Source organism: Pseudomonas sp. GW458-11-26-14-LB4 (assembly GCF_059423925.1).
The window spans coordinates 13,331-34,720 of sequence record NZ_JBWKYU010000017.1 but is presented as its reverse complement, the minus strand read 5'-3'; the positions used below and the strand labels follow the sequence as shown (position 1 = coordinate 34,720).

Below are 21,390 nucleotides of genomic sequence, written 5' to 3'. Positions count from 1 at the left end.
GCGCTCCTTTTTCCCGAATTTACAGCAGGTTACCCCCATGCAATTTCGCGAGCTGATGGCTGTTATTTCCACCCATGCAATCCGCCTTCAACAGGACGATGAAGACCTGGTCATTCTGGGCGATGACGACGCACTGGACGATGCGTTGTGGGACAGCCTCGCCAAACACAAGGCGCAGTTGCTGGAACTGGTGGCGAGCCACGGCGGCGACTGGTCGAGCCCGGCGCTGCGCATCACCCCGGACATGTTGCCGCTGGTGCAGCTGGATCAGTCGGCCATCGACCGTATCGTCGCCACCGTGCCGGGCGGCGTGGCGAATGTGCAGGACATTTATCCGCTGGCGCCGTTGCAGGAGGGGCTGCTTTATCACCATCTCTCCGCGCCGGAGGGGGATCCCTACGTGTCGCAGGCGCGGTTCACGTTCGACAGTCGCGGACGGCTGGATACATTCACCGACGCGCTGCGTCGGGTGATCGGGCGCCATGACATTTTGCGCACCGCCATCCTCTGGGAGCATCTGGACGATCCCGTGCAGGTGGTCTGGCGTGAAGCCCCGCTGGTCAGTGAGGAAGTCGATCTGAATGATCGCGAGGACGTACTCGCGCAATTGCTGGCACGCCACGACCCGCAGTACTTTCGCCTCGACCTGCAACAGGCCCCATTGTTGCGGCTGGTGTTCGCCGAGGATCCGGCCAACGACCGGGTGGTCGCATTGTTGCTGTTCCATCACATGATCATGGATCACGTCGCGCTCGATGTGGTACGCCGGGAAATTCAGGCCTACCTGTCAGGCCGCGATGCCGAAGTCGCGAGGGCGGTGCCGTTTCGCGACCACCTGGCGAGGGCACGTCTGGGGTCGGATGAGCAAGCGCACCAGGCATTTTTTCGCGAGATGCTCGGCGACATCGACGAGCCGACGCTGCCCGGTGGCTTGCATGATGTACAAGGTGACGGTCAGGGCATTGAGGAAGTCTCGTGCATGCTCGACAGCGATCTGAGCCAGTGCCTGCGTACCCAGGCGCGACAATCAGGCGTGAGCGTGGCGAGCCTGATGCACCTGGCCATGGCGCGGGTGCTGGGTCAGCTGTGCGGGCGCTCGGCGGTGGTGTTCGGCACCGTTCTGTTGGGACGGATGAATGCGGCTGACGGTGTCGAGCAAGCATTGGGGATGTTCATCAATACGCTGCCTTTGCGGGTGGATGTCGGCGGGTCGAGCGTTCATGACGGCGTGCTGGCGACGCACCGACGCCTGACCGCGCTGCTCGCCCATGAGCAGGCGTCTCTGGCACTGGCCCAGCGTTGCAGCGCCGTGGCGGTGCCGACGCCGCTGTTCAGCGCCATGCTCAACTACCGCCACAGCAGCGTGGAGGAAGTTGCCGAGGTGATCGAGCTGTCGCCGGGGGTGCACGTATTGGGCGCCCGCGAGCGCACCAACTACCCGCTGACGGTCAACATCGATGACCTTGGTCAGGACCTGCGCATCACGGTACTGGCCGATGTGACGCTTGGCGCCTCACGAATCGCCGGTTACCTGCGCACGGCACTGGAAAGTCTCGTCGATGCGTTGCAGAACAACCCGCAAGCCGCATTGCACAGCCTGAACATACTGCCGCCCGCCGAGCGTGAGCACTGGCTGTATGGCGTCAATACACCGAGGGCGAGTTTTCTCGACACGCCGTTGATCCATCAGCAATTCGAAGCGCATGCGCACACCCGGCCCGAGGCAGTCGCGTTGCTGTTCGAGGGCCGTACTTACACTTATGAAGCCCTCAACCGCCAGGCCAACCAGGTGGCCCATCGTTTGCTCGCCCTCGGCATTCGTCCGGATGACCGGGTAGCGATCTGCGTCGAGCGCGGCCCGCAAATGATCGTCGGCCTGCTCGGCGTGCTCAAGGCGGGTGCCGGATATGTGCCGATCGATCCGGCTTATCCGCTGGAGCGCATCACCTTCACCCTGCAAGACAGTGCGCCGGTGGCGGTGCTGATGCAGGCAGCGACTCTGGATCGGATTGCCGGGCTATCCGTGCCGCAGATCGACCTCGATAACGACGATTTGCAGACCGAACCTGAATTCAACCCGCAGATCCCGGACTTGAATCCGGCGCATCTGGCCTACGTGATCTACACCTCTGGCTCCACCGGGCTGCCCAAAGGCGTGATGGTCGAGCACCGCAACGTGGCACGGCTGTTTGGCGCGACCCACGATTGGTTCCGGTTCAATGCGCAAGACGTCTGGGCGTTGTTCCACTCGTTTGCCTTTGATTTCTCGGTCTGGGAAATCTGGGGCGCGCTGGCGTACGGCGGTCAGTTGCTGGTGGTGCCGCAACACATCAGCCGCTCGCCGGACGAGTGTTACGCGTTGCTCTGCCGCTCGGGCGTCACTGTACTCAACCAGACGCCAAGCGCGTTCCGCCAGTTGATCGCCGCCCAGGGCCGCAGCCCGTTGCAGCATTCGCTGCGCGAAGTGATTTTTGGCGGTGAGGCGCTCGATCCGGGATCGCTCAGACCCTGGTACGCGCGGATCGGCAACGCCGGCACCCGGCTGGTGAATATGTATGGCATCACCGAAACCACGGTGCATGTGACCTATCGACCGCTGGTGGCGGCAGACGCGCAACTGACCGCCAGCAGCCCGATCGGCGTGCGCATTCCCGACCTGCAGTTGTACGTCCTCGATGCCCGGCGGGAACCGGTGCCGGCCGGAGTGACCGGTGAGTTGTACGTGGGCGGCGCCGGGGTTGCCCGAGGGTATCTGAATCGTGAGGCGTTGACCGCCGAGCGCTTCATCGCCGACCCGTTCAGCGGGCATGCCGAAGCGCGTTTGTACAAGACCGGCGATCTGGCACGCTGGACGGTGGAGGGCGAACTCGAATACCTGGGACGCAACGATGATCAGGTGAAAATCCGTGGTTTCCGTATCGAGCTTGGCGAGATCCAGGCACGTCTTGCCGCCTGCGACGGCGTGCGCGATGCGCTGGTGATCGCCCGCGAGGACAGCCTCGGCGACACGCGTCTGGTGGCCTACTGGCTGGCCGCCGAAGGTGTCGAACCGAGCGTTGCGCAATTGCGCGATCACCTGCTGGTATCGCTGGCCGAGCATATGGTGCCGGGTGCGTTCGTGCGCCTCGATGCCTTCCCGCTGACGGCCAACGGCAAACTCGATCGCCGGGCGTTGCCGCAGCCGGACAACGAAGCCTTCGCCCAGCGGGCGTTTGAAGCACCGCTCGGCGAAATCGAAACCCGCATCGCTGTGATCTGGCAGACCTTGCTCGGACTGGACCGGGTGGGCAGGCATGACAATTTCTTCGAGCTGGGCGGTCATTCGCTGCTGGCGGTGAAGCTGATCGAGCGCATGCGTCAACAGGACATGCAGTGCGACGTCCGTGTGCTGTTCGGCCAGCCAAGCGTGGCGGCACTCGCCGCGACGCTGGGAGGGGACGCCACGATCAGCGTGCCGGCCAACCGCATCGAACCCGGTTGCACCCGCATCACCCCGGACATGCTGCCGCTGGCCACGCTGGATCAAGCGGCCCTCGACCGTATCGTTGAGACCGTCGAGGGCGGTATCGACAACGTGCAGGACATCTATGCCCTGGCACCGTTGCAGGCGGGGATCCTCTATCACCACTTGGCCATTGCCGACGGTGACCCGTACGTGTTGCAAGCGCAGTTCGCCTTCGACGGACTGGCGCAGATCAAGGCGTTTGTTCGCGCGTTGAACAGCGTCATCGCTCGGCATGACATCCTGCGTACCAGTGTGGTCAGGGAAAACCTCGACGAGCCAGTGCAAGTGGTGTGGCGTTCGGCGCCGCTGGCACTGGAGCGGGTGGATGCCGATCCGCAGGACGGTGATGTGTTGCAGCAAATGCAGGCGCGCTTCGATCCGCGACACTATCGCCTGGACTTGCAGCGTGCGCCGTTGATGCGCTTCGCCTACACCGAAGACCCTTTGCAAAACCGCTGGGTCGGAATCCTGCTGTTGCACCACATCGTGCTCGATCACACCGCGCTCGAGGTGTTGGTGGCCGAGATGAGCGACGCACTTGACGGGCAAGTCGGCGCGCTGCCGCCCCCCGTGCAATACCGCAACTATGTCGCTCAGGCCCGTCTCGGTTCGAATGCCGAGGCACATGAAGCGTTCTTTCGCGAGATGCTCGGCGACATCGTCGAACCGACCCTGGCGTTCGGCCTGCGAGACGTACTCGGCGATGGCACAAACATCGTGGACAGCGAGCTGGCACTGGATGAGCGTCTTGCCACACGCCTGCGCAAACAGGCCCGCACGCTGGGCATCAGTGTTGCGAGTCTGGTGCATCAGGCCTGGGGTCAGGTACTTGCCCAGGTCTGCGGGCGCGAGGAGGTGGTATTCGGTACGGTGCTGCTGGGGCGCATGCAGGGGGGAGAGGGCGCCGATCGTTCGTTGGGCATGTTCATCAACACTCTGCCGCTGCGGGTCCATGTCGGGGCCACGGCGGTGGAGGCGGGTGTCAGGGCGACCCACGAGCGTCTGGCGCAGCTGCTGGTGCATGAGCAAGCGCCGCTGATACTGGCTCAACGTTGCAGTGGCGTGACGGGATCGGAACCGCTGTTCAATACCTTGCTCAACTATCGCCACAGCGCGCAGCAGACGGCGACGCCGGGATGGGAAGGCATCCGGATTCTCGATTCTCGTGAGCGCAGCAACTATCCGCTGGTGGTCAGCGTCGATGACCTTGGACAGGGCTTCCGGCTTGCTGTGCAGGCAGTGCCCGAAGTGGATGGCATGCGGGTCTGCGACTACCTGCAAACGGCATTGCACAATTTGCTGAGCGCGCTGGAACAGGATCGCCATGCGCCAATGAATCAGGTGTCGATTCTGTCGGCGGCCGAACGCCAACGCGTGCTGGTCGGTTTCAATGTCACCGGTCGCGACTTTGCCCACGGCCATGTGGTGCACCAATTGTTTGAAGCGCGAGCGGCGAGCCAACCCGACGCTGTGGCAGTGGTGCAGGGCGGGCAAAGCCTGAGCTACGACGGCTTGAACCGCCGCGCCAACCGCCTGGCCCATCACCTGATCGGCCTCGGTGTGCAACCGGACGACCGCGTCGCGCTCTGTGTGCAGCGTGGTCCGCAGATGCTGATCGGGCTGCTGGCGATCCTCAAGGCTGGCGCCGGTTATGTTCCGGTCGATCCGGCACATCCGGCAGAACGGATCGCTTACCTGTTGCAGGATAGCGATCCGGTGGCGGTGCTGGCACAGACGGCTACTCGCGACCTGCTGGGTGCCGTGCCGGTGATCAATCTTGACAGCGACGCCTGGCAGCATCTGCCGGACAGCAATCCACAGTTGCCGGACCTGACCCACGAGCATCTGGCCTACGTGATCTACACCTCAGGCTCCACCGGCCAGCCGAAAGGCGTGATGGTCGAACACTCGACCCTGGAAAACCTTGTGCACTGGCACGCCGAAGCCTTCGACCTGCACGCGGGCAGCCACACCGCCAGCGTGGCCGGTTTCGGTTTTGATGCGATGGCCTGGGAAGTCTGGCCGGCGTTGTGCGTCGGCGCGACGTTGCACCTGCCGCCGGAAACGGTGAGCAATGAGCACCTGGACGGACTGCTCGACTGGTGGCGGGCGCAGCCGTTGCAGGTGAGTTTCCTGCCGACACCGGTAGCCGAATATGCCTTCAGCCGCGAGCTGCAACATCCGACCCTACGCACCTTGCTGATCGGCGGCGACAAGCTGCGGCAGTTCAACCGCGAACAGAGTTTCGCGGTGATCAACAATTACGGTCCGACCGAAGCCACGGTGGTCGCCACATCCGGGCCGGTCGAAGTCGGCCAGCCGCTGCACATCGGCCGGCCGATGGCCAATGCCAGAGTTTACATTCTGGATGACCAGCAACGCCCCGTGCCCGTGGGTGTGACGGGTGAGTTGTACGTCGCTGGTGCGGGCGTGGCGCGGGGTTACCTGAACCGTCCCGATCTGACCGCCGAACGCTTCCTGAAGGATCCGTTCAACGAAGGGCGCATGTACCGCACCGGCGACCTCGCACGCTGGTTGGCGGACGGCAACATCGAGTACCTGGGGCGTAACGACGATCAGGTGAAACTGCGCGGCGTACGGGTTGAACTGGGGGAAATCGAAGCGGCGCTGGCCAGCCATCCGGCAGTGCAGGACGCAGTGGCACTGGTGCGCGACGGCCAGTTGCTGGTGTGGTTCACCGAACGTGCGCCTGCCGATATCGAAGCCTTGCGCAATCATCTGCAAACCCGTTTGCCGCAAGCATTGATCCCGGCGGCTTACGTGCGACTCGACACCTTGCCGCTGACCGCCAACGGCAAACTCGACCGCAAGGCCTTGCCGGAGCCGGATCAGAACGCCTGGCTCAGCCGCGAATACGAGGCCCCGCAAGGTCCGGTGGAGACTGCGTTGGCACAGATCTGGACCGATGTCCTGAAGCTGGAGCAGGTCGGACGTCACGACAACTTCTTCGAACTGGGCGGCCACTCGTTGCTGGCCGTGAGCCTGATCGAACGCTTGCGCCAGATCGGCCTCAACACCGACGTGCGCGTGCTGTTCAGCCAGCCGACTCTGGCTGCATTGGCTGCGGCAGTAGGGAGCGGTCGCGAAATCGAAGTGCCGGCCAATCGCATTCCTGCCGACTGCACCCGCATCACTCCGGAGTTGCTGAGCCTGACCGAGCTGGATCAGCCGAGCATCGACCGGATCGTTGCCACGGTGCCCGGCGGCGCCGCCAACGTGCAGGACATTTATCCGCTGGCGCCGTTGCAGGAGGGCATTCTTTACCATCACCTGAGCGCCGCCGAGGGCGATCCCTACTTATTACAGTCATGTCTGGCCTTTGCCAGCGTCGAGCGCCTGCGCGCTTTTGCCAACGCCTTGCAAAAGGTGATTGCGCGCCACGACATCCTGCGCACCAGTCTGGTTTGGGAAGGATTGCCGAGCCCGCAGCAAGTGGTATGGCGAGAGGCCGCGCTGGCGGTGCAATCGGTCGATTTGAGTCCGCTGGATGGCGATATCCTCGATCAGTTGCGCGCACGCTTCGATGCCCGGGATTATCGCCTCGACCTCGGTCAGGCACCGCTGATCCGTCTGGTGTATGCCGAAGATCCGCTGCATGACCGTGTGGCAGGCGTGCTGTTGTTTCATCACGTCGTGCTGGATCACACCGCGCTGGAGGTGGTTCGCCGGGAAATGCAGTTGTATCTGCCGGGGCAGGTTGAGTCTTTGCCGCCCGCCGCGCCCTACCGCAACTACGTCCATCAGGCCCGCCAAGGCATCAGCGAAGACGAACACGAAAGCTTCTTTCGCGAGATGCTCGGTGATATTGACGAGCCGACCCTGCCATTCGGCTTGCAGGACGTACAGGGCGATGGCCGCAACATCGAGGAGCATTCGCTGGCGCTGTCAGTGGAATTGAATCGGCACCTGCGCCGCCAGGCGCGGCAATACGGGGTCAGCGTCGCGAGCCTGTTTCATCTCGCCTGGGCGCGGGTGCTGGCGGCGACTTCCGGACGCCGGGACGTGGTGTTCGGCACCGTGCTGCTGGGGCGCATGCAAGGCGGCGAGGGCGCGGATCGGGCTTTGGGGATGTTCATCAACACCTTGCCGCTGCGCGTGGAGGTTGACGGGCAGAGTGTGAGTGAAGCGGTTCGCACGGTTCATGAGCGGTTGGCGGCTTTGCTGGGACATGAGCATGCGTCGCTGGCACTGGCTCAGCGTTGCAGCGCCGTGGCCGCGCCTTTGCCGCTGTTCAGCGCAGTACTCAACTATCGACATGGCGGGCATGACGCTGAGCGACAGACTGTTGATCAGGTCTGGCAAGGCATCGAATTCCTGGCCCAGGACGGGCGCACGAATTATCCGTTGACCCTGAGCATCAACGACCGGGGCGATGGCTTCAACCTGTCAGTGCTGACCCCGGATCATGTGGGGGCGCAGCGGGTCTGCGAGCTGATGCACACCGCTCTGACGGAGCTGGCGACAGCATTGGCCGACAACCCCGGACAGGCCTTTGAACGTCTCAACGTGCTGTCAGCGGCGGCGCGCGCGCAGCTGCTTGGCGACTTCAACGCGAGCACGTCGGTTTACCCGTCAGCGCAAGGTGTTCATCGTCTGTTCGAAGCGCAGGTTGCGCGCACGCCGGAGGCCGTGGCGGTTCAGGCCGGCACGCAGCGCCTGACGTTCAGGCAATTGAACCAGCGCGCCAATCGCCTGGCCCATCATCTGCAGGGGATGGGTGTTACCACCGATACGCGAGTGGCGATCTGTCTCAAACGCAGCCCGGACATGCTGGTCGGTTTGCTGGCGATCCTCAAGGCCGGCGCCGCCTATGTACCGGTCGACCCGGCTTATCCACCCGAGCGAATCGCTTACATGCTGGCCGACAGTGCGCCGAGGGTGTTACTGGTTCGCGATGTAGCTTTGCCGAATCAGGCTGGCGTACCTGTGATTGATCTTGCCCATGAGACCTGGCAAGACCTGTCGGTTGCTGATCCGCAGGTCGCCGATTTTACGCCGGACAACCTGGCCTACGTGATCTACACCTCGGGCTCCACTGGCCAGCCAAAAGGCGTGATGGTCGAACACGCGACCCTGGAAAACCTTGTGCACTGGCACACCGAAACCTTTGACCTGCACGCCGGCAGCCACACCGCCAGCGTGGCCGGGTTCGGTTTCGATGCGATGGCTTGGGAAGTCTGGCCTGCGCTTTGCGTCGGTGCGACGTTGCACTTGCCGCCGGAATCGGTGAGCAACGAGCATCTGGACGAACTGCTTGACTGGTGGCGGGCGCAGCCGTTGCAGGTCAGTTTCCTGCCAACTCCAGTGGCCGAATATGCGTTCAGCCGCGAACTGCAACATCCGACCCTGCGCACGTTGCTGATCGGCGGCGACAAGCTGCGTCAGTTCAATCGCGAGCAGACCTTCTCGGTGATCAACAACTACGGCCCGACCGAGGCTACGGTGGTCGCCACGTCCGGGCCGGTCGAAGTCGGCCAACCGCTGCACATCGGCCGGCCGATGGCCAACGCCCGAATCTATCTGCTCGATGACCAGCAACGTCCGGTGCCAGTAGGTGTCACGGGCGAGTTGTACGTCGCCGGCGCTGGGGTGGCGCGGGGTTATCTGAACCGTCCCGATCTGACCGCCGAACGCTTCCTGAATGATCCGTTCAACGAAGGACGCATGTACCGAACCGGCGACCTCGCACGCTGGCTGGCGGACGGCAACATCGAGTACCTGGGCCGCAACGACGATCAGGTGAAACTGCGCGGCGTGCGGGTTGAACTGGGGGAAATCGAAGCCGCCCTGAGCACCCATCCGGCAGTGCAGGACGCAGTAGCGCTGGTACGCGACGGGCAATTGCTGGTGTGGTTCACCGAGCGAGCGCCGACCGATATCGAAGCCCTGCGCAATCATCTGCAAACCCGGTTGCCGCAAGCGCTGATCCCGGCGGCTTACGTGCGACTCGACACCTTGCCGCTGACCGCCAACGGCAAACTCGACCGCAAGGCCTTGCCGGAGCCGGATCAAAGCGCATGGCTCAGCCGTGAATACGAGGCCCCGCAAGGCCCGGTGGAAACCACGCTGGCACATATCTGGGCCGACGTCTTGAAACTGGAGCAGGTCGGTCGCCACGACAACTTCTTCGAACTGGGCGGCCATTCACTGCTGGCCGTGAGCCTGATCGAGCGTCTGCGCCAGATCGGCCTGAACACCGACGTGCGTGTGCTGTTCAGCCAGCCGACTCTGGCTGCACTGGCCGATGCGGTAGGCAGCGGTCGCGAAATCGAAGTGCCGGCCAACCGCATTCCCGATGGCTGCACCCATATCACCCCGGGCCTGCTAAGCCTAGCCGAACTGGATCAGCCGAGCATCGACCGGATCGTCGCCACGGTGCCCGGCGGCGCCGCCAACGTGCAGGACATTTATCCGCTGGCGCCGTTGCAGGAGGGCATTCTTTACCACCACTTGAGCGCAGAGCAGGGCGACCCGTATCTGCTGCAATCGCGGCTGGCCTTCGACAGCGTCGAGCGTGTGGAAGCCTTCGCGGCAGCGCTGCGTCAGGTCATTTCCCGTCACGACATCCTGCGCACGGCGGTGATCTGGCAGGAACTCGCGGAGCCGATGCAAGTGGTGTGGCGTCACGCAGATCTGCCTGTGCAGGAGATCGTGCTTGATCCGGCGGATGGCGACATTCTCGAGCAGTTGCATGGGCGTTTCGATGCCCGTCACTACCGCCTCGACATCAGTCAGGCACCGTTGCTGCGTCTGGTGTACGCGCGTGATCCGGCCCACGACCGGGTGGTCGCGATGTTGCTGTTCCACCATGTGGTGATGGATCACACTGCGCTGGACGTGGTGCAGCACGAAATGCTCGCCTGCCTGCAAGGGCATGAAGCCTCGCTGGGCGCGGCGGTGCCTTACCGCAACTACGTGGCGCAGGCGCGGCTGGGTGTCAGCGAGCAGGAGCACGAGGCGTTCTTTCGCGACATGCTCGGCGACATCGACGAGCCGACCCTGCCGTTCGGTTTGCAGGATGTGCAAGGTGACGGTAGCGATATCGAGGAAACGCGACAGGCCCTGACCGAAGCGACCGGCCAGCGTCTGCGCAGCCTCGCACGGCAACTGGGCATCAGCGTGGCCAGCCTGTTCCACCTCGCGTGGGCACAGGTGCTGGCCGCGACATCCGGGCAGGATCGTGTTGTATTCGGCACGGTGCTGATGGGCCGGATGCAGGGCGGCGAGGGTGCCGACCGGGCGTTGGGGATGTTCATCAACACCTTGCCGCTGCGGGTCGATCTGGGGGCAACCCCGGTGCGCGAAGGGGCTCGGACGACGCATGCACGACTGAGCGCATTGCTCGGCCATGAGCACGCTTCACTGGCGCTGGCCCAGCGTTGCAGCGGTGTGGCCGCGCCGTCGCCGCTGTTCAGTTCGATGCTCAACTACCGGCACAGCGCCGACGAGGCGCAACAGCAAAACCTGCGTCAGGCCTGGCAAGGCATCGAGACCCTGAGCAGCGAAGAACGCACCAACTATCCGCTGAGCCTGGGCGTCGATGATCTGGGCAGCGGTTTTGTGCTCACCGCCATGACCCCGGCGGGCGTCGGCTCGCAACGGATCTGCGACTACATGCAGACCGCGCTGGAGACACTGGTGGATGCTCTGGAGCAGGCACCGGATCAGCCGCTGAACCGCTTGCCGATCCTTGACGGCGCAGAACGTCAGCGGGTGCTTTACGACCTTAACGTCACCGGCACCGCCGACAATCTGGAGCAAACCGTTCACGGGTTGTTCGAGGCGCAAGTACAACGCACACCGCAAGCCGTTGCGTTGCAGGCCGGTGAGCAGCGGCTGACCTACACCGAACTCAACACACTGGCCAATCGTCTGGCGCATCACCTGCGCGAGCTGGGCGTGGGGCCGGATTCGCGGGTGGCAATCTGTGTCGAGCGCGGGCTGGAACTGATTGTCGGTCTGCTCGGCATCCTCAAGGCGGGCGGCGCCTATGTGCCGCTGGATCCTGCGTACCCGGCGGAACGTCTGGATTACATGCTCAAGGACAGCGCTCCTGTGGCGGTGCTGGTGCATGGGGCGACGCATGAGTTGCTGGGCGAGAGCACCGCGCTGGTGATCGATCTGGATCAGGCGCACTGGACATGCAACCCGGATGACAACCCGCAAGTGCCGGGCCTGAGCGCTTCGAACCTGGCCTACGTGATCTACACCTCCGGTTCGACCGGTGCGCCGAAAGGCGTGATGGTCGAGCATCGTGGCGTTGGCAATTTGTTGCACTGGAGTTCGCAGCTGTGTCCCGCCGTGACGGACGGCGCCCTGTTGCAGAAAACCCCGTTCAGTTTCGATGCCTCGGTCTGGGAGCTGTTCTGGCCATTGAGCGCCGGTTTGCGGCTGGTGCTGGCGCGTCCTGACGGGCACCGCGAGCCGGCGTATCTGGCGCAGGTGATTCGCGAACAGCGGATCAGCGTGATCCAGTTCGTGCCGGTGCTGCTGCAACAGTTCCTCGAGCAGGACGATGTCAGCCAGTGTAGCAGCCTCACCGACGTGTTCTGTGGCGGCGGCGACCTGACGCCGGCGCTGGCTCGCCGTGTGCGCGAGCGTTTACCGCAGGTGCGTTTGCATAACGTTTACGGCCCGACCGAAGCCACGGTCGACAGCACGGTGTGGACGCTGGAACCGTCGATGCCGGTACCGGACAGCGCGTTGCCGATCGGACGGCCGATCAACAACACCCGTCTGTATGTCCTCGATGCCGCCAAGCGGCCGGTGCCGATGGGCGTGATCGGTCAGTTGTTCATTGGCGGTGCCGGGGTTGCGCGGGGTTACCTGGGGTTGCCGCAGTTGATGGCCGAACGGTTTATCCCGAGCCCATTTATGGATGGCGACCGTTTGTATGCCACCGGCGACCGGGTGCGCTATCGCACCGATGGGCAGCTCGAATTCATCGGGCGCAACGACTTCCAGGTCAAGCTGCGTGGCCTGCGCCTGGAACCGGGTGAGATCGAAGCGCAGCTGCTCAGCCATCCGGCCGTGCGTGAAGCCGTGGTGCTGGTGCGTGAGGGGCGTCTGGTGGCGTACTTCACCTGGCATGCCGACGCCGGGCAACCGGGGGTCGAGGCGTTGCGCGAACACTTGCTGGCACGCTTGCCCGATTACATGGTGCCGTCGGCGTTTGTCGCGCTCGACAGCCTGCCGCTGAGCCCCAACGGCAAGGTCGATCGCAAGGCGCTGCCCGCACCGGATTCGGCTGCAGTCAGCATTCGCGAATACGAAGCCCCGGTCGGCGAGATGGAAATCCTCCTCGCGGGACTGTGGTGCGAATTGCTCAAGGTCGAGCGCGTCGGGCGACAAGACCATTTCTTTGAGCTGGGTGGGCATTCGTTGCTGGCGGTCAGCCTGATCGGGCGTCTGCAACAGGAAGGTATCGAAGCCGATGTCCGGACGTTGTTCGAGCAACCGACCCTGGCTGGTTACGCGGCTATCACGGAAAGAATGGAGATCGTCCTGTGAACCTGAATGAACTGTTGGCGGCGCTGAAGACAAAAGACATCCAGTTGGCAATCACGGACGGGCAATTACGGGTCAATGGCAACAAGCAGGCCCTGAGTGAACCGGCCTTGCTGGCCGCATTGCGCGAGCACAAACCGGCATTGATCGAGCTGATCGAGGCGGGCGGTTACTCGGCCGCACGAGAGGGGCAGGTTGAAGTGCCGGTCAATGCAATTTCACCGGGCACGATACGGATAACTCCGGCGATGCTGACGCTGGTCGATCTGAGCCAGGACACCCTCGATCAAATTGTCGCGCACATCCCTGGCGGCGGCGCCAATGTCCAGGATATCTACCCGTTGACGCCGTTGCAGGAGGGCATCCTCTACCACCACGCGAGCGCTGCACAGGGTGATCCGTATGTGATGCAGGCGAAATTCGCGTTCAGCGGACTCGAGCGGTTCGAGGCATTCGTCCAGGCCCTGCAGACCGTCATCGAGCGCCACGACATTCTGCGCACCGCCATCGTTTGGGAAGGACTGGACACGCCGGTGCAAGTGGTCCTGCGACGTGTCGGGTTACCTGTGGAAGAAGTGCAGCTCGATGTGGCTCAAGGCGATGTTCTGGAGCAGTTGCATGCGCGATTCGACGCCCGGCATTTCCGTCTCGACGTGACACGTGCACCGCTATTGCGCCTGGCCCATGCCTGGAATGCAGAGTCCGGGCGTATTGTCGCGATATTGCTGTTTCACCACATGGCAATGGACCACTCGGCGCTCGCTGTGGTCAGCGAGGAAATGCAGGCTTGCCTGTCAGGGCAGAGCGCGAGACTGGGAGCGCCCGTACCGTTTCGCAATTATGTCGCCCAGGCGCGGCTAGGCATCAGCGAGTCGGAGCACGAGGCGTTTTTCCGCGAGATGCTTGGTGACATCGACGAGCCGACGTTGCCGTTCGGCCTGCAAGGCGTACATGGCGACGGCAGCGACATCGAAGAGTGCGGTGTGCCACTTGACCCGTTGCTGGGGCAGCGCCTGCGAGCCAGTGCCCGGTCGCTCGGCGTGAGTGTCGCGAGTCTGTTCCATCTCGGCTGGGGGCAGGTCCTCAACGCACTCACCGGAAAATCTGCTGTTGTGTTCGGTACCGTGCTGATGGGGCGGATGCAAGGGGCGGAGTCGACCGACCGCGCGCTGGGTATTTTCATCAACACCTTGCCGCTACGGGTCGAGGTCAGCGCGCTGGCAACAAGCGACTCGGTGAAGGCCACCCATGCACGTCTGACCCGTCTGATGCGCCATGAGCACGCCCCGCTGGTGCTGGCCCAGCGTTGCAGCGGGGTGGTCGGGTCATCGCCGCTGTTCAGTTCGCTGCTCAACTACCGGCACAGCACCTCGAGTGCCAATGCCAGTGCCGAAGCGCTCTCGGCCTGGGAGGGGATCAGCGTCCTGCATGCGGAGGAACGCACCAATTACCCGCTGACCTTGAGCATCGATGACTTTGGCGATCACTTCAGCCTGACGCTGCTGGCCAGTCGTGAAGTCGAGGCGCAGCGCATCTGCGGCTATATGGTGTGTGCGATGGAAAACCTGTTGCAGACGCTGGAGCGAGCTGCGGATACGCCGTTGAGCCAACTGTCGGTTCTGCCCGCCCCGGAGCGCGAACAGCTGTTGACGGGGTTCAACGCCAGCGATGTCGAATACGTTCGCGGACAGACGATTCATCAACGCTTCGAGGCGCAGGTCGTCGCGCGACCGCAAGCGCTGGCGGCGGTGCATCTGGACAAGCAACTGACGTTTGACGAACTGAACCGCCAGGCCAACCGTCTGGCGCATCGCTTGATCGATCTGGGTGTGCAGCCGGATGACCGGGTAGCCATCGTCGCCCGGCGAGGGCTGGATACCCTGGCCGGATTGCTCGCAGTCCTCAAGGCAGGCGCCGGGTATGTGCCGATCGACCCCGCGCACCCGGCCGAACGCCTGAACTATTTGCTGAGTGATTGCGCACCGGTGGCGATCCTGACCTCACGTGATTTGCTCGCACGGCTACCGGCGCAGGAGCTGCCGGTGCTTGATCTCGACCCGCGCACCTGGCGCTCAGGCAATGACGCAAACCCGGTGGTACCAGGTCTGTCCGAGGCGAACCTGGCTTACGTGATCTACACCTCCGGCTCCACCGGTTTGCCCAAGGGCGTGATGGTCGAACACCAGACACTGGCCAATCTGGTCGACTGGCACTGCAACGCGTTTGACCTGTGTGCCGGCCGCCATACGTCGAGTCTGGCCGGGTTCGGCTTCGACGCGATGGCATGGGAAGTCTGGCCAGCTCTGTGCGTCGGCGCGACCCTGCACCTGGCGCCTGCGCAGGACGGCGGTGAAGACGTCGACGGGCTGCTGGCCTGGTGGTGCGCGCAACCGCTGGACGTTAGTTTCCTGCCGACGCCCGTCGCCGAATACGCCTTCAGCCGGCATCTCGAGCACCCGACATTGCGCACCTTGCTGATCGGCGGCGACCGCTTGCGTCAGTTTTCGCGCAATCAGCATTTCGATGTGATCAACAACTATGGCCCGACCGAAGCCACCGTAGTCGCAACATCCGGACGGATCGAGGCGGGGGAGGCACTGCACATCGGTAAACCGGTGAGCAATACCTCGGTGTACCTGCTCGACGACCAACAGCGTCCGGTGCCGATCGGCGTATCCGGCGAGCTGTATATCGGTGGCGCAGGCGTGGCGCGCGGTTACTTGAACCGTGCGCAACTGACCGCTGAACGCTTTCTGCCGGACCCCTTCAGTGAACGACCGAATGCGCGTATGTATCGCGCTGGCGACCTTGCTCGCTGGCGCCCGGACGGGACGATCGAATATCTGGGGCGCAACGATGACCAGGTGAAAATCCGCGGCATGCGCATCGAATTGGGGGAAATCGAAAGCCGTCTGCATCAGCTTCCCGGTCTTCAGGAAGTGGTTGTCCTGGCTCGTGAAGACGAGCCAGGACAACCGCGGCTGGTGGCCTATTTCACCGAACAGGCCCAGGTGCAGCCACTGGCGGTAGCGCAGCTGCGCGAGCATTTGCTGGGCCAGTTGCCCGAATACATGGTGCCGGTCGCGTTTGTCAGGCTCGACAGCTTGCCGTTGACCGCCAATGGCAAGCTCGATCGCAAGGCCTTGCCGTTACCGGAGCGCACGGCCCTGCTCACACGCGAATACGAGGCGCCACAAGGCGAACTGGAATGCACACTGGCGCAGATCTGGGCCGAGGTTCTGCAGGTCGAACGGATAGGGCGTCAGGATCATTTCTTTGAGTTGGGCGGCCATTCGTTGCTGGCCATGCGCATGGTCGCGCAAGTGCGTCAACGGCTGGGTGTGGAGCTTGCGCTCGGCGAGTTGTTCGCCAATGCCGAACTGGCGTCGGTGGCGCAGTCGCTGACCCGGGCCGGACGCTCTACGCAGCCGCCGATCCTGCCGGTGCCACGGGAAGGCGCATTGCCGCTGTCGTTTTCCCAGCAGCGCTTCTGGTTTCTGGCGCAGATGGAAGGTGCCAACACGGCTTACAACATTCCGATCGGTCTGCGTCTGCGCGGTGTGCTCGACGCCGATGCGCTACAGCGGGCGCTGGCCCGGATTGTCGCCCGCCACGAAAGCCTGCGCAGCCGTTTCATGCCGTACAACGGCGAAGCCCAGGTGCTGATTACTCCGCCCGACAGTGGCGTGCTGCTGCGGGTCGAGGACCTGCGCCAGCACCCGCAGGCTGACGAAGCCTTGCAGGCGCTGATTCAGGGGGAAGCTTCCGGCCCGTTCGACCTGCAGGACGATCCGTTGATTCGCGGACGGCTGGTGCGTATGGCCGACGATCACCATGTGTTGCTGATCACCTTGCATCACATCATCTCCGACGGTTGGTCGATGGAAGTGCTGACCCGCGAGCTGATGGCGTTGTATCAGGCTTTCAGTCAGGGGTTGGCGGACCCTTTGCCGCCGCTGGCGTTGCAATACACCGACTATGCCGTCTGGCAGCGACGCTGGCTGAGCGGGGAGGTTTTGCAGCGCCAGAGCGAATATTGGCAACGCACGCTGGCCGATGCGCCAGCCTTGCTGACGTTGCCTGCCGACCGACCGCGACCACCGCAACAGGATTACGCCGGCAGCAGCGTCGAAGTGTGCCTGGACGAGCGCTTGAGCGCCGGCCTCAAAGCCTTGAGCCAGCGCCATGGCGTGACGCTGTACATGACGATGCTGAGCGCGTGGGCGATGCTGCTCAGCCGGTTGGCCGGGCAATCGGACGTGGTGGTCGGTTCGCCGGTGGCCAACCGTTTCCGGGCGGAAATCGACGGACTGATCGGGTTGTTCGTCAATACCCTGGCGTTACGCATTGATACTTCCGGTGAGTTGAGCACGTCAGCGCTGCTGACGCGGGTCAAGGCGCTGACCCTGCAGGCCCAGGCCCATCAGGACCTGCCCTTCGAGCAAGTGGTCGAAATCGCCCGCCCGGCCCGCAGCCTGGCCCACAGCCCGCTGTTCCAGACCATGTTCAACTGGCGCAACAGCGACGGACCGGTGTTGGCGCTGGGGGATCTGACCCTGGAAGCGGTGGCCGAGCCGAGTCACTTCGCCAAGTTCGATCTGACCCTGACCCTGGGTGAGTCGCCCAACGGAATAAGTGGCTGGATGGAGTACGCCACAGCGCTGTTCGATGAGGCGACGGCACGGCGTTATGTCGGTTATTTCCAGCGCTTGTTGCAGGCCATGGTCAACAACGACCAGGCAGTGCTGGAACACGCGCAGATAATCGAGGATCAGGAACGCACGCAGTTGCTCGACGAATTCAACGCCAGCGCGCGGAACAGTCTGCAAGTGCTGACCGTGCACCGTGTATTCGAGATGCAGGCCGCCGAGCATCCGCAAGCCGTTGCCGCGGTGCACGGGACGCAGGTGTTGAGTTACGCGGAACTGAACCGCAGCGCCAACGGCCTGGCTCATCATCTCATTGCCCAGGGTGTGCAGCCCGGCGATCATGTGGCGATTCTGTTGCCACGCTCGCTGGAGTTGTTGGTCGCGCAGTTGGCGATCATCAAGTGTGCGGCGGCCTATGTGCCGCTGGACATCAACGCACCCGCCGAGCGTCAGGCATTCATGGTGCAGGATTGTCGGGCGGTCGCGCTGTTGACCGGCAGCGATCAGGTCATCGAGTACCCGGTACGACGAATGGATCTGGATACCCTGGCGCTTGCCGGAAGTCCTTCGCACAACCCGGATCTGCCTCAGTCCTCGGAGGCGCTGGCGTACATCATGTACACCTCGGGCTCCACGGGCATCCCGAAGGGGGTCATGGTGCCGCATCGCGGCATTACCCGCCTTGTGATCGACTGCGGCTACGCCGATTTCAACTCGAGTGACAGGGTGGCATTCGCTTCGAACCCGGCGTTCGATGCGAGCACCATGGATATCTGGGGCGCCTTGCTCAACGGTGGCCAGGTGGCCGTGATCGATCATGCGACCTTGCTCGACCCACAGGCATTCGGTCGGGAGCTTGCCCGGTGCGGGGCGACGATCCTCTTCGTCACCACCGCGTTGTTCAATCAGTACGTGCAATTGATTCCCGAGGCGCTCAAAAGGCTGCGCATCCTGCTGTGCGGTGGGGAGCGTGGCGATCCGGCGGCGTTTCGAAAGCTGCTCGCCGAAGCACCGGACCTGCGCCTGGTGCATTGTTATGGCCCGACCGAAACCACGACGTACGCCACCACCTTCGAAGTGCGTGAGGTGGCGCCGGATGCCGACAGCGTCTCGATTGGCGGCCCCATCGGCAATACCCGCGTGTATGTGCTGGATAACCGGCAACAACCGGTGCCGTTCGGCGTCACCGGCGAGTTGTACATCGGTGGTCAGGGGGTTGCGCTGGGCTATCTGAATCGGCCTCGACTGAGTGCCGAGAAATTCCTCCGGGATCCGTTCAGCGACAACCCGCAAGCCTTGATGTATCGCACGGGCGACCTGGTGCGCTGGCAGGCGCCGGGGCGACTGGAATGTATCGGCCGCAATGATGACCAGGTGAAGATTCGCGGCTTCCGGATCGAACTCGGAGAAATCGAAAACCGTCTGTTGAGCTGTCCGGGGGTCAAGGAAGCGGTGGTTCTGGCCCGACGCGACGGACAGGAACCAACGCGGCTGGTGGCCTATTACACGGCGCACGATCCTGCATTGCAGGGCGCTACCCTCCGCGCGCTGCTGCAAGCCAGGTTACCGGAGTACATGGTGCCGACCGCCTGGGTGGCGCTGGAGAGCCTGCCGCTGAACAACAACGGCAAGGTCGATCGCAAAGCCTTGCCGGCGCCGACACACCAAGCGCTGGTCATGCGTGACTTTGAAGCGCCGGCCAATCCTCTTGAGGAATCACTGGCCGGGCTATGGGCTGAAGTGTTGCAAGTCGGGCGGGTAGGCCGCCATGACAACTTCTTCGAACTGGGCGGGCATTCGCTGCTGGCGGTGCGGCTTGTCGACCTGATGCAAAAGTCCGACAGGCCGATTTCGTTGGCCGAGCTGTTCCAGCATCCCACGGTCGAGGGGACTGCCACGCTGCTGTACCAGCGCAGTGACGCTGTGCCGCTCCATGACGGCGTGGTCGTGGTGCGTGCAAGTGACCAAGGCACGCCGTTGTTCCTGGTGCATGAGTTCAGTGGTCGGGACCTGTATTTCCCGGCGCTGGGCCTGCATATCGGCGGCGAGTTCCCGATTTACGGCTTGCCGGGTATCGATCCCGGTATGGCGCAACTGCGCACCATGGAGTGCCTGGCGGCCCGGCTGGTCGAGGTGATCCGCGCCACACAACCCCACGGCCCTTATCGGCTTGCCGGCTGGTCGTTCGGTGGCGTGCTGGCTTATGAAATCGCGGCGCAACTGCTCGGGATGGACGAGTCAGTGGCGTTCGTCGGGCTGATCGATACCTACGTGCCGCGCCTGGCCGATCCGAACAAGGCGCAGTGGAACGATGCACATGTGCACAAGCGCCAACTGCTTTTGCATTGCACGGCGCATTGGGCCGGGCACGAAACACAGGGGCAGCAAGCATTGGCGCGTCTGGCGGTGTTGCAGACCGAACTTGAGCAGTGGGCGTTCGCCGATTTGTTCAACCATTGTCACGAACAGCAGTTGCTCAGACCCGAGCTGGCGGCTGTCTCGTCGGCGGATGCCTGGCATTACCTCGACCGGGAAGTGGCCCACGGGCATGCGTTGGCCCATTACCGGATCAACCCGATCGGTCTGCCGTTGCATCTGCTGCGTGCCACGGAGCGTTCGGCGCAAATGTCACGACTCAGCGCCACGCGCGGTTGGGCTGAGGAATTGCCAGGTGCGCAGCTGCACTGCATCGACGTACCGGGCGATCACCAGAGCATGATGAAAGCACCTCACGTTCAGGCTCTGGGGCAGGCCCTGACTCAGGCGCTGGAAACGGCAACTGCGCCCGCGCCGCCGGCGTATCAGCCGATCCTGACCATTCAGACCGGTCACACCGGACATGCACCGATTTTCTGCGTCCCGGGTGCCGGCGACAGTGTTACCGGGTTCCTCCACCTGACCGAGGCGCTGGGGCCGGAGTGGCCGATTCATGGGCTGCAACCCCGAGGCCTGGACGGCGCGACGGTGCCGCACAGCCGGGTCGAAAGCGCGGCCACGTTCTACCTGCGGGCACTCGAGCAGTTGTATCCGCAAGGACCGGTGCATCTGATCGGGCATTCGTTCGGTGGTTGGGTGGCTTACGCCATGGCGGCGCAGTTGCAGGCGGCGGGGCGCGAGGTGGCGTCCCTGACCCTGATCGACAGCGAATCACCGGGCGGCAACAGCGTGGTGGGCAAGCCTTACACCACCACGGCAGCGCTGCTGAGACTGATCGAGTCGCTGCAATTGTCCAGCGGCAAGTCTCTGGGTATCGATGCGCTGGCCTTCGCCGAAGCCGACGACACCACGCAAATGCGCCTGCTGCACGAGGGAATGGTGCGCGCGGGTGTGCTGTCGGAGCGCGCGTTACTCGATGCGATGCAGGGCCCGGTGCGCACGTTCGCCACCGCACTGCGTACGGTCTATCGGCCGGCGCTGGCCTACACCGGTCCGGTGCGTCTGGCGCTGGTAGACGACCCGACGCTGGACGCAATGGGCAACCAGCGCGAACAGGCGGCGATGCTCGAAGGCTGGCAGCGCGAGGTCAGGGATCTGGCGGTGTGGTACGGCCCCGGCAACCACTTCACGATTCTCAAGGCGCCCAACGTCTTCAGTCTCGCGGCGTGGTGGCATGACGGGCTGACGGTGGCGGCGGGGCAAGTGTTGTCCTGATTGAAGTGTTTATCCTGGAACCCGGCCGCTGGCCGGGCTCAACCCTGAACGGAATTG

2 protein-coding genes are annotated in these 21,390 nt (G+C 63.6%); both read left to right on the top strand.

Annotation, left to right across the window (positions count from 1 at the left end):
• The first annotated feature begins 37 nt into the window (after nt 1-37).
• Entirely contained in the window at nt 38-13,036 is a 12,999-nt protein-coding gene (locus AC07XZ_RS20990; RefSeq protein WP_102687426.1) for a non-ribosomal peptide synthetase, read from the top strand.
• Entirely contained in the window at nt 13,033-21,333 is an 8,301-nt protein-coding gene (locus AC07XZ_RS20985) for a non-ribosomal peptide synthetase (RefSeq protein ID WP_207252674.1), read from the top strand. The genes AC07XZ_RS20990 and AC07XZ_RS20985 overlap by 4 nt, the downstream gene beginning before the upstream one ends.
• The last annotated feature ends 57 nt before the right edge of the window (nt 21,334-21,390 follow it).